Here is a 14,834-nt window from a genome sequence, read left to right as displayed (position 1 = left end):
CCAGCTATTAAATAAGGTGACTAAAATTGATTAGTAAAGATTGTGTAGTAATTGCGATTGCAGGCGCGTCTGCATCGGGTAAGAGTTTGATTGCAAACACTATTTTTGATGAGTTATGTGCAGAGCTTGGCACTGATCAAATAGGTATTATCTCTGAAGATGCTTATTATAAAGATCAATCACACCTTTCAATGGATCAGCGTGTTTTAACAAACTACGACCATCCCAAAGCATTTGACCATGGTTTACTGTGCGAGCAACTGATTGCACTTAAAAATAACCAAGCGGTTGATATTCCACGTTATAGCTATACCGAACATACTCGTATGGCGGAAACAACAACATTAACACCGAAGAAAATCATTATATTGGAAGGTATTTTATTACTGACTGATGCAAATGTACGTGCACAGCTCGATGCCAGTATTTTTATCGATACGCCGTTAGATATTTGTTTGATGCGCCGCTTAAAACGCGATATTGAATTGCGTGGACGTAGCATGGAATCAGTAATTGAACAGTACACAGCGACGGTTCGTCCTATGTTCTTACAATTTATTGACCCATCAAAACAACATGCCGATATTATTGTGCCACGTGGTGGCAAAAATCGTATTGCGACGGATTTATTAAAATCACGTATTCGCTACTTACTCGGAAAATAGTGGTGTGGTTAATTCTTTTGAATTAGCCTCTGCCTTATAAATAGTGCGATAAGTCTATCTATAAGCCTATCTATTCGAGTATCTAGAAAATAGCCCTTCTGCTCTGCAGTGGGGCTATTTTTTTTGCGTGTTTTTTACGAATTTAGAGCTTAAAAACAGATACGCTTATGTCTCAAAAAACTTTATTCCTCCGTGCTTTTACTCCATACAGATAAAATTTCCTTCTATCTTCGTGCCTCTTTTTCCATGGTTTTACTTGATATTGCCTGAATAAATCGCTTTAATGTGCTTGTTGTTGCACGTTTTTATTTTAATAAGAACTTTTAGTGCACACTTTTGCAGGTTTATTAAAACGGAGAATAAAATGATTGTTAGCAAAGCGTTACTTTTTGATTTAGACGGCACGTTAGTCGATACCACGGCTGCTGTTGAGCAACTATGGTTGCATTGGGCTAATAAACACGGGCTTGATAAAGAGGCCATTCTCAGCGAAATACATGGCACACCCGGTGAGTATATTGTTAAAAAATTCGCGCCACATTTGGACTTAGAAGCCGAACTAGATTTGTTATTTGCACATGAAGAAAAGCTTGTTGAGCATGTCATTGCGATACCAGGGGCAAAAGAAATGCTTGAACAGCTCGGTGATATGCCATGGGGTATTGTGACTATGAGTACAAAAAGTTCTGCATTAAAAAAATTGAAAATAGCCGGTCTACCTATTCCGCATGTTTTAGTGAGCGCTGATGATGTATTGCAGGGAAAACCTCATCCAGCTCCTTATTTGAAAGCCGCTCAATGGTTAGATATTTGTCCAGAGCAGTGTTTAGTCTTTGAAGATGCAAAAGCGGGCATTACCAGTGGTATTAATGCGGGTATGTCAGTCATACAAATAATGCATGCAGCGCATAGTCCTGTTTTTGCTGATAGTCATCATCATTTTCAAGACTGGTGTGGCGTACAAATAGAGCAACAAAAAGAGACGATTTTTATTAACAAGCAACTGCGCTAGGGGCCTATTTAGGTTATCTCACTTAGGTTGCCACGTTTTATCTGTTAGACAGTAGTGCGTTTGTCTTATGGCAGATATAATCGTGATCCGATTGGCTGGCCGAGCTACTGAAACATAATCGAATGAAACCTAAGAGAATGAAAGCTAATGCAAAAACACCATAAAGAGCCTATTCAATCACCTGAATTAACGCTGACCTTAATCAGAGGGTTACCGGGCAGTGGTAAAAGTACATTAGCCAGTAAAATGGGCATTGCTCATTTAGAGGCGGATATGTTTTTTGTCGATGAAGCCGGTGTTTATACCTTTCAACCACAGCTAATCCAAAAAGCGCATCAATGGTGTCAGTCTCAATGCGAATTATTATTGCAACAAAAGCAAAGTGTGGTTGTGTCTAATACGTTTGTTAAACACTGGGAAATGCAGGTTTATCAAGCCTTCGCGAAGCAATATAACGCTAAGCTAGTGATTACAACCTGCACAGGGAAATACCAAAGCATTCATGATATTCCCGACGCCACTCTCGCAAAAATGACCCGACAATGGCAACCTTAAGACTGGCTCTGTTGTAATTGCCACATCGTCGAATAATAACCTTGCTGTGCTAATAACGTTTTATGGTTACCTTGCTCAATAATCTCACCTGATTGCATCACCAAAATATTATCTGCGTCGATGACGGTAGACAAACGATGTGCAATAACCAAGCTGGTTTTATGCGCAGAAACGTCTTTAATCGCGCTTAAAATAGCTTGTTCTGAGTGGCTATCTAAAGAAGATGTCGCTTCATCAAAGACTAATATGGCGGGATTTTTTAAGATAGTGCGTGCAATCGCCACTCGTTGTTTTTCTCCCCCTGATAATTTTAATCCGCGTTCACCCACCGTAGTTTCAAGTCCATCGGGTAACGAGGCGACAAAATCATTTAAATGCGCCAATTCAATCGCTTTTAATACCTCACTGCTTGTGGCGCTTGGATTACCGTATTGTACGTTCGCAAAGAGGGTATCGTTAAATAACACTGTATCTTGGGGGACGATACCAATATGTTGTCGTAAGGAATGTTGGGTAACAGCATTAATGGCTTGGCCATCAATACGTATTTGCCCGCTGTTTACATCATAAAAACGAAAAAGTAGTTTCACTAAGGTTGATTTACCAGAGCCACTATCACCGACTACAGCTACTTTTTGTCCTGCTTTAATTGAAAATGATAAACCTTTAATGATGCTTCGTTTTTTATTATAAGCGAAATTGACCTGATCAAATTCAACCTCACCTTTGATTAAGTTTAACGGTTTAGCATTGGCTAAGTCGGCGACTTTAGGTGTTTTCTTTAAGATGGAAAACATGTTTTCAATGTTGGCTAATGAGCCTTTAATTTCACGGTATACAAACCCTAAAAAATTGAGCGGAATAAACAATTGCATCATGAAGGCATTAATAAGCACAAAATCCCCTAAGGTCATCATACCGCGGCTCACTTGATAGACGGATAGCGCCAGCATCGCACTCATGGATAACGAAATGATAAGTGCTTGCCCACCGTTTAAGGCAAATAAAGACAGGCGATTTTTAACTTTGGCTTTTTCCCAGTCGGCTAAATTGTTGTCATAAGCCTTGGCTTCGAACTCTTCATTATTAAAATATTTCACCGTTTCATAATTTAATAAACTATCTATCGCGCGGGTATTGCTGCTGGAGTCGGCTTTATTAGCGGCTCTTACATATTTTGTGCGTAACTCGGTGGCGTAAAATGAATATCCGACATAACTGACAATTGAAATTAACGTGATAAAGGCAAACCAAAAACCATAATTAACAAATAAAATGGTGATCACCATAATGATTTCTAACAGCGTCGGTACGATGTTAAACACCATAAAACGCATTAAAAAGTTAACCCCTGAATTCCCTCGGTCAATATCGCGTGATAAACCACCGGTTTGGCGGTTAAGGTGAAAGTCGAGATCTAGCTGGTGCAGATGACGAAACACCTTTAAACCAATGCGTCTTATTGCGCGTTCGGTGACACGACCAAACAGGGTATCTCTTACTTCTGCAAAGATAACCGTCGCAAAACGTGCCACACCATAAGCAGCTACTAATCCAAAAGGCGCTAATATAATTCGGTTGTCTTTATTGGTATCAAGTACATCAACCACATCTTTTAAAATGAAAGGTAAATAGACGCTGGCCACTTTAGTTAAAATTAGACACAGTAGCGCAAAAAAGATACGCATTTTAAATTCCAGTAAATAAGGCCATATCACCTTTAATACCTGCCAATTAAAGCCAATAACTTGTTGATCTGAATGTTGTTGTGGGCGCATGCACTCACTCCTTGAGAATAAGTTATAACCTTAGATGTGTGAGTGGGTTATAGCAATTGAAGTACTGTCTCTATTTGTGATTATTTTATTTTTAGCCACGCATAAAAAAGCCGCCACATTTAACCGTGGCGGCTTTTTACTTCATGTTTTAGGTTAATTCATTGGCACTCTGTCTCGCCATTGTAAGCTAATCAAAATAGCCATTGCGATGATTCCTATAAAACCGATGCTAAAAGGATTCATTAAAATAAGTGGGATGGTTAATAAAGCAAAAACACGTTCAATTAACGTTAATCGTCGGAATAAATAGCCCTCAATGGAGATGGCAACCGCGACAATAATCGACAATGTTTGTGCAATGGATAACGCTAACTCAAAGGCACTTGTGCCGGGTGTGACTAAATCGGTATAGGCCATCATAATAGGAATAATGAACAAACCTCCGGCGAGTTTAAAGGCTTCGACTGAAGACTTCATTGGATTTGCATTTGCCACACCAGCGCCTGCAAACGCGGCCAGGGCAATAGGCGGGGTGACATTAGAGGTTTGTGATAACCAAAATATGATTAAGTGTGCCGTTAACAGCGGTAAGCCAAAATCACCGAGCATAGGCACGGCCATTACCGCTAATACAATGTAAGCCGCAGTTACAGGTAAACCCATGCCTAATACTAACGCGACCAGACAAATTAACCCCAGCGCTATCAACATATAACCGCCCGAGAAATCCATGACAAACTGGGTGAATTGCAAACCAATACCGGTTTGACCAACTACCCCCACGATAATACCCGCGGCGCCACAAGCTGCTGAAATAGGCAGTGCCATTAACGCACCACTTTTCATACCTTGAATGAATTTTTGTAAACCGATTCTACTGTGTTTACGCAGGGCTGCAGTGACCAGAATAGCTGCACAACCTGCAACACCGACTAATAAGGGAGAGTAGGCCATCATCAATAACGTGGTAATGAAAATTAATGGGATTAAATGATGTGCGCCATCTTTCATAACGGTGATCACCGCCTCTGTACGGCTGACGGCTTTTAGGTCTAATTTACAGGCCATGATGTGGACGTATAATAATGTGCAGAAAAAATACAAAATAGCGGGGGCAATAGAAGCGAGCATAATTTCGCTATAGGGTACGCCAGTAAATTGTGCCATTACAAAGGCGCCTGCGCCCATAATAGGCGGCATAATTTGCCCACCCGTTGAGGCTGCCGCTTCAATGCCGGCCGCTTGCTCTGGTTTGTAACCTAATTTTTTCATCATTGGAATGGTGATAGAGCCAGTGGTGACTGTATTCGCAATCGCTGAACCCGATATAGAGCCTAACCCTGCAGAGGCTAATACGGCTGCTTTAGCGGGGCCGCCACGATATTTTCCGGCGATAGAAAAGGCCAAATCAATAAAGAACTTACCTGCGCCAGTGACTTCTAAAAAAGCACCAAACAAAACAAAAATAAATACAGTGGTGGCTGCAATGCCTAATGCAGAGCCAAATATGCCATTAGCGGAGAATATTTGAAATTGAATAATCTCTTGTAATGAATAAGCTTTCACCGCGATTCCACTGGGTAACATATCGCCAAAAGCACTGTAGCTTAAAAATATTATCGCGATAAAAACCATCACCCAGCCAATGGTTCGTCGGCAAGCTTCCATTAATAATAAAACTAAGGAGCCACCTGCAATCATGTCGGGCAGTTGTAGGCCGTAAAATAGGTGGTTGATATCGTTATAATCAAAAATAAATAGGCGGTAAGCTGCAAAAATTACTAAGCCACAAAGAGCAATATCAATACCTCGGCCGACAAGATAAAACATGCTATGGCGGTTGCTAATTAAGGGGTAATACAAAAATATAAGCACTAAAACCCAAGACAAATGAATAGGACGAAAATAGGTTGCTGAAATGGTGGAACTGATGCCTTGCCAAATTTGAAAGGTTGAGAGAGACACGGCAATGACTAAAATAAAGTAGCTCACTAAGGTCACTAACTTTTGATAAGGTAAGTCGCTATCAGGCGTTTTATTTTCTGTGGTGAGAGGTTGGCTAGTGTGCATAGGAACGCCTAAAAGAGAATATAGGGAGGTGAGGGTGAGGTGAAGTGAAAAGGCCAATAGGGCACAGCCTTTTCATTCCGATTGATTACTTGTTCAGTGAATCAAGGTATTTTTGTGCACCTGCATGAAGAGGAACACCTTGTAAACGTGTCGCATTTTCTGGTGTGGTCATCTCGGCCATTTTCACCACTTTACGTACATCACCCATATTCTCAAAAGCAGATTGAGTTAAGTTGTAGGCCATTTCATCACTCATTGCAGCATTGACTACTAATACGTTCCACACGCTCAGCGTTGATACGCTATCAACATTATTGTAAACACCTGCTGGCAAGTTATAGTTGCTATACGCTGGGTATTTACTGATAAACGCGGTGCTTTCTTTTGCACTGATCGGCAGCACTTTTATTTTATGTGTTAGGGCGATTTGTGTTACTGCACCGACACCTTGTCCACCGACAATAAATCCGGCATCAATCTGACCATTGGCTAATGCATTAGTCGTTTCTGAGTAATTTAAATAAACCGCATCAATGTCTTTTTTAACATCAATACCCATCGACTCAAGTAACGAAGCAGAGGTGACGGCCGTGCCACTGGCTGGTGCACCTAAAGAGACTCGTTTTCCTTTTAATTGCGCTAACGAAGTAATGCCAGATTTATCTAATGTAAGGGCATGAACGAGGTTTGGATACAAAGCAAAAAGGGTTCTAACGGGCATTTTTGAGGGGAATTTACCCTCACCATTATAAGCATCAAGAACAACATTACCCATGGCAATACCGGCTATCATATCGCCTCGAACGACTTTAATCGTATTCTCAACGGAGGCCGCTGTGACCTCTGCCTTGGCATTCACACCAGGGACATGTTCAGACCAAACCTTGGCTAAAGCACCACCAAAGGGGTAATAAATACCGCTTTGGCCACCGGTGCCAATTGAATAGTTTTCAGCATGACTCACGCTTGGTAATATAAATAATACAGCCAACATTAGATTACGTTTAAACATAGTATCTCCTTGATTGTTAAGTATATTCTGGTTTTTAACTGCCTTTGAATATCAATGGTTGATAAATCAATAATCGTTCACTGTAACCACAGTGTTATTGAAGTCAATCACTAACAACTACAAATGTGAGCGAAATGTGAACGAAATGTTAAAGGGGTGATAATGTGCTTTTATTAACAACGCCCTCGTTAATGAAATACGTGCCAAGAAAAGTGAACGCAGTGTCTCATTTGCTGTCTGATGCTGACTCTCTTTAACGATTAATGTCATCCCGCCTGTCTGCCTGTATTTTTTAAGGCTAGAAAGGTTAAAACGACAACACAGTATTTTGCGATGACATCAGTATAATGAAGGGCATTAGAGGTCCATTTAAAGGAAGTATTTATGAGTAAAGCGACTTTATATTATGTGTACGATCCGATGTGTAGCTGGTGTTGGGGTTATCATATTACCTGGACAAAACTACAAGATTTGTTGAGTAAACAGTTTGCTGAGCAACTACAGATACAATATGTACTAGGCGGACTAGCACCCGATAATAACGCGCCTATGGCTGACGAGTTACAGCTTTTTTTACAGCAGACTTGGTCACGTATTCATGATCAACTGGGCACTGAATTTAACTTTGATTTCTGGAGTGAATGTGAGCCTAAACGCTCCACTTATCCCGCGTGCCGTGCGTTACTGGTTGCTCGTCAGCAAGGCCTAGAAAAAAACATGTATCACGCGATTCAGCAAGCTTATTACCTGCAGGCTAAAAACCCATCGGAGATAAGCACTTTAGTGGCATTAGCTGAGCAGGTCGGTTTAGATCCTGTTTTGTTTGAAAATAGCATTAATAGTGACTCGATCAAGTTACAGCTGAACGATGAAATCACTATGGCAAGACAGTTACCTATTCAGGGATTCCCTTCTTTAGCATTACGAATCAATGGGCAACATCATGCGATTGAGCTTGATTATGTTCAGGCTGAAAATACCTTAAAACAGATACAAGCATTACTTAAATAAGAATGACTTAAATAAGAAGAGTTAACCGCGTTGAAAAAAAATGTATTTAAAATAAAAGTATCAACCGCCGTAAAAGGGTTGTTGCTCCTATCGATAGTAAGTTTTGCTGGTTTTATATTGGTATTAGACAATACGATTCGCACTACCTTTAGTGATAAAAAATGGTCTATTCCATCAACTGTGTATGCACGTCCGCTTGAAATTTATGTCGGCGCGTCGATTAAACAAGCAGATTTACGTTTAGAGCTAAAGCAACTCGGTTATCACTTTGTATCAAGCTTAACCGGGCCTCGCCAAGTTGTTGTTCACAACAACGAATTTGAACTGTATAGCTCAAGCTTTCAATTCAGCGATGAACTATCACCCGCTCAAAAGATAAAAATCTCGCTTGATAACAATATTGTGGTGACGTTAAAAACTGAAGATAACAGTGATTTAGTGCGTCTTGAGCCGGTTTCAATCGGCGGCATTTACCCTGACCACAATGAAGATCGTTTATTAATACAATTGTCGCAGGCGCCCAAAACGCTACAAGGCATGCTAGTGGCTGTCGAAGATTCTGAGTTTTACCAGCACAGGGGGATTTCAGTTAAAGGCATTGCGCGTGCGCTGGTCGCTAATTTCAAACAAGGCGGCATTGCGCAGGGCGCTTCAACGCTGACCCAGCAATTGATTAAAAACTATTATTTAAGTGCAGAGCAAACCTATACCCGCAAAGCGAAAGAAGCGCTGATGGCGTTATTGATGGAATTACATTTTGATAAAGATGACATTCTGCAAGGTTATATGAATGAAATTTATCTTGGGCAAGATGGCCCCAGGGCGATTCATGGTTTTGGATTGGCGAGCCAATATTACTTTAAACGTCCATTGGCCGATTTAACCCTGGATCAACAAGCGATGCTGGTGGCACTGGTGCGAGGCGCAAGTTATTACAATCCGTGGCGTAATCCTGAACGTGCTTTGAAACGTCGTAATTTGGTATTAGATATCGCAGTACGTGAAGGGTTTTTAGATAAAAAACTGGCAGAAGAGGCAAAAAGAAAGCCTTTAACGATGGAAGATAAAACCATCGCGAGTAAGCAACGTTACCCGGCATATTTAGATTTAGTGCGTCGCCAATTAAAGCGTGATTACAATGAGCAGGATTTAAGCTCGAATGGTTTGTCTATCTTTACCCATTTTGACCCGTTAGTGCAATCAAGCGCTGAAAATAGCTTAAAACGTTTTATTAAAAAAAATGGCCAAGCTGCGTTGCAAGGTGCGGTGGTGATCACGCGACCTAATACTGGTGAAGTGATTGCCATTGTGGGCGGAAAAAAAGCGAGCTTTGCTGGTTTTAATCGTGCATTAGATGCACAGCGACAAGTCGGCTCGCTTATCAAACCCGCGGTGTATTTAGCTGCATTAGCACAGCCTGAAAAATATAATTTAGCCACCCCCATTAATGATGATAGTTATACGTTGACCATGGATAATGGCCAACAATGGAATCCCAAAAACTACGATAAAAAAGATCATGGGGATATTTTGTTATACCAAGGTTTGGCAAACTCTTATAATCAAGCCACAGCACGATTAGGTAATACGTTAGGTTTAGCTAACATCCAGAGAACCATTGAGCTGCTGGGAGGAAAATCACGCAAAAGACTATTGCCATCGATGACCTTAGGCGCAGTAAATATGGCGCCGTTAGAGGTGGCACAAATATACCAAACATTAGCCGCCGATGGTTTTTATACCCCTTTGTTAGCGATTGATTCGGTTGTTGATGGGCAAGGGAAATCATTAAAAAGTTACTCGCTTGAGGTTGAGCAACGCTTTGATGCAAAAACCATGTATCAGCTGCGTTATGCGATGTTAGCGGTAACACATGAAGGAACGGGTAAAGCATTACAGTGGTTATTGCCTGACTTTAGCGTCGCGGGTAAAACCGGCACAACAAACAATTTACGTGATAGTTGGTTTGCAGGTTTTTCTGGTGACATGATGGCGGTGGTTTGGTTAGGCCGTGATGATAATAAAAATACAGGTTTAACAGGTTCAAGTGGTGCATTACGTGTGTGGGCCGATATTTTCAAACAACGGTCGGTATTAGCCACACAAAATATACCGCCGAGTGATATGAGTATTACGTGGGTAAATAAGAAGTCAGGTATAGGTAGCCAAGCTCATTGTACAGATACGATCCCCATGCCGTTTGTTGAAGGTAAGGAACCCGAGATTGAAATTCGTTGTCGTAAAGGGTTAGGTAAAGTACTCGATTGGTTTGAGGCTCTATCAGATAATTAATGATGATAAGATAATGATTACGTCGCTATCAATTTTTCTGTTCGCTATTAGAAAATTCAAAAAAGTTTAAATTTTTATTCAAAAGAGAGAGTAGAGTGTTAAATAGATCAAAAGTAGTTGTGTGTATTATGCAGTTATTACTAGCTGCTTGTGCTAGTACACCTCAGCAAGAGCAAGTCATAAATACTCAGAACATATCGATGCCTTCAAAATCTAAACCAGTAGTTAGTGCGGATAAGGTGAATAAAATAGCTAGCGCGCCACAGGCTGTATTAAGTTTGATTGAACGCAGCAAAAGCCAACTTAATAATAGTAATTTTAAAGGGGCTAGTGCCTCTTTAGAGAGAGCGATACGTATCACGCCACGTTATCCTGATAGTTATTATTATTTAGCTAAAGTACATTATCTCGAGGGGAAATATTCACAAGCCCGTTCACTGGCTAAAAAAACGTTAAGTCTCGGGGCGCAAGATAATTTATTAGAGAAAGTTTTAGTGTTGTTGGACCATATTCATGAAAGTGAAGGGTAATAATCTAACCTAGGTGAAGCCTTGATAATAATCTGAAAACGACGTACTTCATCCATTATGTACGCTGGCCTACCATCAAGGTTTGGTAGACCAGCGAATACTATTACACTTTAAAAAATTGTACTAATTTATTAACTTGCTCTAATTTCGTTTTTTGTAATGATACTTGTTCTGTTATATTACAGAGATTTTCTTCATTAATATCAGCGAGGGACTTAATGCGAGTTACATTACCATTCATGTCTGTCGCAACATGCGCTTGTTGCTCTGAGGCGACGGAAACTTGGCAATTTAACTGTGATATTGCATCAATAGAGCCACTTATATTGATATAAGCGGCTGAAGCATCTTCTGTTAGCGTAAGTACCTGTTGGGTTTTTAAAGTAGATGTCTCCATCACACTAACCACATTATTTGCACCAAGTTGAATTAAATCAATAATTTGTGTTATCTCCTCAATAGAGCCTTGTGTTTTTTGTGCTAATGTTCTTACTTCATCGGCAACAACTGCAAAACCTCGACCTTGTTCTCCTGCTCTGGCCGCTTCAATCGCCGCATTCAGTGCTAATAAATTAGTTTGTTCTGCAATACCACGAATAACATTCAATATTTGATTGATGTTTGCAGAGTCGGTGTGAAGTTTTTCTACATAGCTTGATGCGGTATTCATTTCTGTCGCTAGTTCATCCATTGCTTTAGATGAGTCGGCCACAATTTGATTGCCACTTTTTGCCTCTTCCGTGGCTTGCGTGCTTTTTTGTGAAGCGTCACTTGCGCTTGCCGCAATATCGTTAGTTGCGGACATGGTTTCATTGACAGCATTAACAAGTTGATCATTCTCATTAGCTTGTTCTTGTGCTGATTGATTGGTTTTATTGATGACTTCATCGATATGAGCACTGCCCTGTGACAATGATGTCACGGCATCTTTAATCTCCGACATAGTCGTTTGTAATACATTAGCGGATTCATTAAATGCTTTGTTCAACACTGCAAACTCATCATCTCCAGTAATCACTATGGTCGAGGTTAAATCACCTTTTGCAATGTCTTGAGCAAAATGTATAGACTGGTTAAGCGGGGTCATAATTAACTTAATCAACCAAACTGCGAGGCCAACGCTTAATGCAATAGCTAACATGACTGCAATAATAATAGCTTGCTTAACTTGGGCTCTAACCTGGTTGGATATTTGGCTCTCAACCACAATAAGTTTTTCGGTACGAATTGATGCTTGATTTGCTTCTTTTAACATTATTTTTACAGATTCACCTAGTTGCTTACGGGCTGATCCCATAGATAAATTAAGTGATTTATAGCGTGTAAGTGCACCTTGTAGTTCTATCAGTAATGTTTGTGTTTCATCAGATAACATGATTTTTTGCAAAGAAGGGATTGCTTTCTCAAGATCATTAATACGGCGTGAAATACTGTTTTGATGTGATTGACCTGAACGCTGGTTGTATTGCCATACAGCAACCCTTAACTCGTTAAAATTATCTTTAAATTGATTTCCGGCTAAGTAGCGATTGAATTCCTCAAAGTCTTCTGGGTTCGCCGTAAAGTACGTTTCAATCGAAAGCAATACCGCTTCAATATTATTAGATACTACTTTAGCTTTATCAGAAAAACTCTTTCTACCTTCAATATCTTTTTGTTTCGCTTGGGTAAATGCCTTAAAGGCACTTTGGTATATATTGATATTACTCTGAATGTCATTAACTTGTGTAATACTCTGTTCAACAGCCATGGCTGCTTTTGCATTAGTGAGTTCTTCATTAGCTTGTTGTAAAAAGGTGTCCACTCCTTCCCGAAATTTCTTTTCTTCAAGGAGCATATAATCAGCTTGAGAAAGCCGAGCTTGCAATAACCGGCTGTCGGCATTACTTAACTGAGAAAATATTGTATTTTGTGCTGCCAAACGATCTAGCATTGTTGTGGTAAATAACCCAAGAACAAGGATAACTACAGATAATGAGCCAAGCGCCACGATTAATTTTTGTTTGATTTTCATTTAATAGCCTTTTTATTCACATTTGACAGACTAATAGCTTAGCTCAAGATTATTTTTTTTCTTAATCGCGTACGATACAATGACATAATTTATAGTTATTGAGGCGCTTATCAAAAATTTGGCTGGTATAACATAACCAGGATTCACATCGGCTGGCCCCTAAAAGCAGTTAATAACGTAATGAGCATTAATTAAATCAATGTTGCTATTTTGGGGAGAAGTTATATTAATTTAAAGCAGATCCTGATTAGTACAACTGTCATAAAAGCAAGTTGATTTTTGAACTTCAATAAACTAGTTAAACTGTGATTGAGAAGCAGAGCAGTTACTTTAAACTTTGCTACGCTATTGAAAATGTTGAAAAAACTTAACATTAGAGTATATGGTTTAACATTGATGGTGAAAGTTGATGTGTTGAGTTTTATGTATTAGGGCTCTTAAGATAACTATAAATTTACCATAAAAACTCAAGGAGAAAGCATGAAGTTAGTAAGGAAAATTTCGTTAGTCGTTGCTTCAATTGCAGCATTGGGCGCAATTTCTAGCGCGAGCGCAGACAAGCTTGATGATGTGATCAAACGTGGCACCTTAAACTGTGGTGTTGTACTTGATTTTCCACCAATGGGTTACACCGATAAAGACAACAAAGCCGCTGGTTTTGATGTTGATTATTGTAATGATTTAGCAAAAGTTTTAGGCGTAAAATCAAATGTAATCAAATGTAATCAAATGTAATCAAATGTAATCAATCTAACATGGGGCGATCGTATCCCGTCATTGATTTCTGCTAAAACAGACGTTGTTGTTGGCTCTACTTCAGATACATTAGCACGTGCTAAATCTGTTGGTTTTACTTACCCATACTTTGTTTTTAAATTCCAAGTTTTATCTAAGAAAGGCGTTAAAGTTGACTCTTTTGAAGATCTTAAAAACGTAAAAGTAGGTGCAGCATTAGGGACTACTTATGAAACTGAGTACTTTAAATATGCTGATGCACAGGACTGGGGAAGAGATAACTATACTTCTTTCAAATCTGAGAACGATGCATTCTTAGGCCTATACCAAGGTAAAGTTGATGCACTTATTTCTACTAATACTAACATTGCAACAAAACTAACTTCAGGTCAGTTTGACGAATTTGTAGCGGGTCCTTATGTACCAAACTACGATGATGTTGTTGGCTTAATTGCTAAAAGAGATGAGCTTGCTTGGATTCAATATCTAAACCTATTTTTAGTTTATCAAGTAAGAGATGGACGTTTAAACGAGCTACACGTTAAACATTTTGGTACACCGGTATCGCCAGATATGGTGCAGTCTCTAAGAGACAATAAATAAGCAGTAAAAAGTGTTCTCCTACCTTTGTAGGAGGACATCTTTCTGACTCAGAAAGTCGCTTGAAAAAACAATAATAGATAGCGCTCTATCATCTTCATCCCAGTCCCTCGTAAAATTCAATCGTTTAAGTTGTTGGGTTAATAAGGGATAGCTCTTTTTTAAAGGGGTGATGAAATGAGTTGTTAGTCAGACACTAGATTAACAAGCGCGCAGAGTATTTCAGAAAATTTAATCGGTGATTTTTCACATGGTATTGACCAGTGAAAAGCATCAAAGAAATTTATAACGAGGGTATATGGACAATTATGAATTTCATTGGAATGTGGTGTTTGATGCATTCCCGCAACTGTTAAGTGGTGCATTTACCACCCTGCATGTCTCTGTTTTATCGATGCTTATCGGCATTGTTATTGCAGTATTATTAGCATTAGGGAAGATGTCAAATTCGAAAACTTTTTATCATATTGCCAATGTGTGGATAGAAATAGCAAGGAATACACCGGCTCTGTTTCTCATCTATATGGCGTATTTTGGCCTCGGTGCTTATGGCATCCATC

The 14,834-nt window shown here is 39.6% G+C and carries 11 protein-coding genes and 1 pseudogene; 8 read left to right on the top strand and 4 right to left on the bottom strand.

Annotated elements, in window-relative coordinates:
- Nucleotides 1–26: 26 nt before the first annotated feature.
- From udk to CXF74_RS15290, 3 genes are all read left to right on the top strand, one after another.
- Nucleotides 27–665, top strand: a complete 639-nt coding sequence (udk, locus tag CXF74_RS15300; RefSeq protein ID WP_101083400.1) for a uridine kinase — start codon at nucleotides 27–29, stop codon at nucleotides 663–665.
- Nucleotides 666–1,029: 364 nt separating this feature from the next.
- Entirely contained in the window at nucleotides 1,030–1,677 is a 648-nt protein-coding gene (locus tag CXF74_RS15295) for an HAD-IA family hydrolase (protein WP_157822424.1), read from the top strand.
- A 147-nt stretch (nucleotides 1,678–1,824) separates the two neighbouring features.
- Nucleotides 1,825–2,232 (top strand): ATP-binding protein, encoded by a 408-nt coding sequence (locus tag CXF74_RS15290; protein ID WP_101083398.1) that lies wholly within the window; start codon nucleotides 1,825–1,827, stop codon nucleotides 2,230–2,232.
- On the opposite strand, the gene CXF74_RS15285 is transcribed toward CXF74_RS15290, so the two are convergent.
- The 3 genes from CXF74_RS15285 to CXF74_RS15275 form a co-directional block, all read right to left on the bottom strand.
- Nucleotides 2,229–4,010, bottom strand: coding sequence for an ABCB family ABC transporter ATP-binding protein/permease (locus tag CXF74_RS15285; RefSeq protein WP_101083397.1), 1,782 nt, complete (start codon nucleotides 4,008–4,010; stop codon nucleotides 2,229–2,231). The two genes, CXF74_RS15290 and CXF74_RS15285, sit on opposite strands and share 4 nt — an antisense overlap.
- Before the next feature lie 153 nt (nucleotides 4,011–4,163).
- Entirely contained in the window at nucleotides 4,164–6,080 is a 1,917-nt protein-coding gene (locus CXF74_RS15280; RefSeq protein WP_101083396.1) for a TRAP transporter permease, read from the bottom strand.
- Between the two features lie 85 nt (nucleotides 6,081–6,165).
- Nucleotides 6,166–7,092 carry a TAXI family TRAP transporter solute-binding subunit gene (locus tag CXF74_RS15275; protein ID WP_101083395.1) on the bottom strand — a complete coding sequence of 309 codons (927 nt, stop codon included), beginning with the start codon at nucleotides 7,090–7,092 and terminating at the stop codon, nucleotides 6,166–6,168.
- Between the two features lie 384 nt (nucleotides 7,093–7,476).
- Here CXF74_RS15275 and CXF74_RS15270 point away from each other — a divergent pair, with 384 nt between their 5' ends.
- The 3 genes from CXF74_RS15270 (at nucleotide 7,477) to CXF74_RS15260 (ending at nucleotide 10,925) form a co-directional block, all read left to right on the top strand.
- On the top strand, nucleotides 7,477–8,103 hold the full coding sequence (locus CXF74_RS15270) for a DsbA family protein (RefSeq protein ID WP_101083394.1): 627 nt from the start codon (nucleotides 7,477–7,479) through the stop codon (nucleotides 8,101–8,103).
- A 30-nt stretch (nucleotides 8,104–8,133) separates the two neighbouring features.
- Nucleotides 8,134–10,395, top strand: a complete 2,262-nt coding sequence (mrcB, locus tag CXF74_RS15265; protein WP_101083393.1) for a penicillin-binding protein 1B — start codon at nucleotides 8,134–8,136, stop codon at nucleotides 10,393–10,395.
- Between the two features lie 95 nt (nucleotides 10,396–10,490).
- Nucleotides 10,491–10,925 (top strand): tetratricopeptide repeat protein, encoded by a 435-nt coding sequence (locus CXF74_RS15260; RefSeq protein WP_232772547.1) that lies wholly within the window; start codon nucleotides 10,491–10,493, stop codon nucleotides 10,923–10,925.
- A 103-nt stretch (nucleotides 10,926–11,028) separates the two neighbouring features.
- Here the strand turns inward: CXF74_RS15260 and CXF74_RS15255 are convergent, their stop codons facing one another.
- Nucleotides 11,029–12,939: a methyl-accepting chemotaxis protein gene (locus CXF74_RS15255; protein ID WP_101083392.1), complete on the bottom strand. Its 1,911-nt coding sequence runs from the start codon at nucleotides 12,937–12,939 to the stop codon at nucleotides 11,029–11,031.
- Between the two features lie 480 nt (nucleotides 12,940–13,419).
- On the opposite strand from CXF74_RS15255, the pseudogene CXF74_RS15250 reads away from it, so the two are divergent.
- Nucleotides 13,420–14,277 (top strand): annotated as a pseudogene (locus CXF74_RS15250) (transporter substrate-binding domain-containing protein).
- 295 nt (nucleotides 14,278–14,572) lie between these two features.
- A partial coding sequence (locus tag CXF74_RS15245; RefSeq protein WP_157822423.1) for an ABC transporter permease subunit occupies nucleotides 14,573–14,834 on the top strand: 262 nt, incomplete at its 3' end.

It is taken from the genome of Psychromonas sp. Urea-02u-13, assembly GCF_002835995.1.
Lineage (GTDB): Bacteria > Pseudomonadota > Gammaproteobacteria > Enterobacterales > Psychromonadaceae > Psychromonas.
Note: the sequence above shows the minus strand (reverse complement) of the source record. Positions and strands in the feature narration are given on the sequence as shown.

Excerpts from the sequence above, each read along its gene's own strand:
- CXF74_RS15295 (WP_157822424.1), top strand. The coding sequence starts at position 1,030 with ATGATTGTTAGCAAAGCGTTACTTTTTGATTTAGACGGCACGTTAGTC.
- CXF74_RS15290 (WP_101083398.1), top strand. The coding sequence starts at position 1,825 with ATGCAAAAACACCATAAAGAGCCTATTCAATCACCTGAATTAACGCTG.
- CXF74_RS15285 (WP_101083397.1), bottom strand. The coding sequence starts at position 4,010 with ATGCGCCCACAACAACATTCAGATCAACAAGTTATTGGCTTTAATTGG.
- CXF74_RS15270 (WP_101083394.1), top strand. The coding sequence starts at position 7,477 with ATGAGTAAAGCGACTTTATATTATGTGTACGATCCGATGTGTAGCTGG.
- CXF74_RS15255 (WP_101083392.1), bottom strand. The coding sequence starts at position 12,939 with ATGAAAATCAAACAAAAATTAATCGTGGCGCTTGGCTCATTATCTGTA.
- CXF74_RS15280 (WP_101083396.1), bottom strand. The coding sequence starts at position 6,080 with ATGCACACTAGCCAACCTCTCACCACAGAAAATAAAACGCCTGATAGC.
- CXF74_RS15275 (WP_101083395.1), bottom strand. The coding sequence starts at position 7,092 with ATGTTTAAACGTAATCTAATGTTGGCTGTATTATTTATATTACCAAGC.